This is a genomic window from Vibrio sp. 2132-1 (assembly GCF_033344315.1).
In genome coordinates, this window is record NZ_JAWPON010000413.1 from 1 (window position 1) to 660 (window position 660).

The 660-nt window shown below is 43.2% G+C and carries 1 protein-coding gene and 1 pseudogene; one reads left to right on the forward strand and one right to left on the reverse strand.

The features are described 5' to 3' along the window. The coding region (gene hemH / locus R8N47_RS25740) for a ferrochelatase (protein WP_318186169.1) at positions 1–425 on the forward strand (425 nt) is incomplete at its 5' end. A gap of 76 nt (positions 426–501) precedes the next feature. Here hemH and R8N47_RS25745 read toward each other — a convergent pair. Continuing rightward, a pseudogene (locus tag R8N47_RS25745) lies at positions 502–660 on the reverse strand (dipeptide/tripeptide permease); the annotation flags it as partial.

The following is a 660-nucleotide window of genomic DNA, read 5'->3' on the forward strand; positions in this document are numbered from 1 at the left end:
GGGAAGAGTATGGCAAAGGGGATTACTTGCTGTGTTCATATCACGGTATTCCTAAACGTTATGCAGACAATGGCGACATTTATCCTCAGCATTGTGAAGCGACCACTCGCTTGCTTGGTGAGGCGCTTGGTTTATCATCGGATCAGATTGGTATGTCTTATCAGTCTCGTTTTGGCCGAGAAGAGTGGCTACAGCCTTACACTGATAAAACATTGGAAACCATCACCAGTAAAGGCGTGAAGAAAATTGATATCATGACTCCTGCATTTTCATCTGATTGTTTAGAAACGTTGGAAGAAATAGCTGGAGAGAACAAAGAGATCTTTATGGAAGCGGGTGGTGAGCAGTTCCACTATATTCCATGCCTTAATGACGATGACATGCATATCGATATGATGGCAGAACTAGTACGCAGCAAGCTGTAGAGCTTTGGTTTTCTGTACTGAATGAATACAGATAAGGGTCGCGATTGCGACCCTTTTTAGTAACTTTGAAACCATGTTAAGCAACTTGTGTTTGTTGCTCTTCAATTTGTTCTGCAGTGCTGTGAGTGTTTTCTGCACCGTGCATCCAACGAACAAGCGTGTTCGAGAATAACATTAGAATCACACCACTGATCAATGCGGTTACTGCGATGCCACTAAAGATAGCCATTGCACC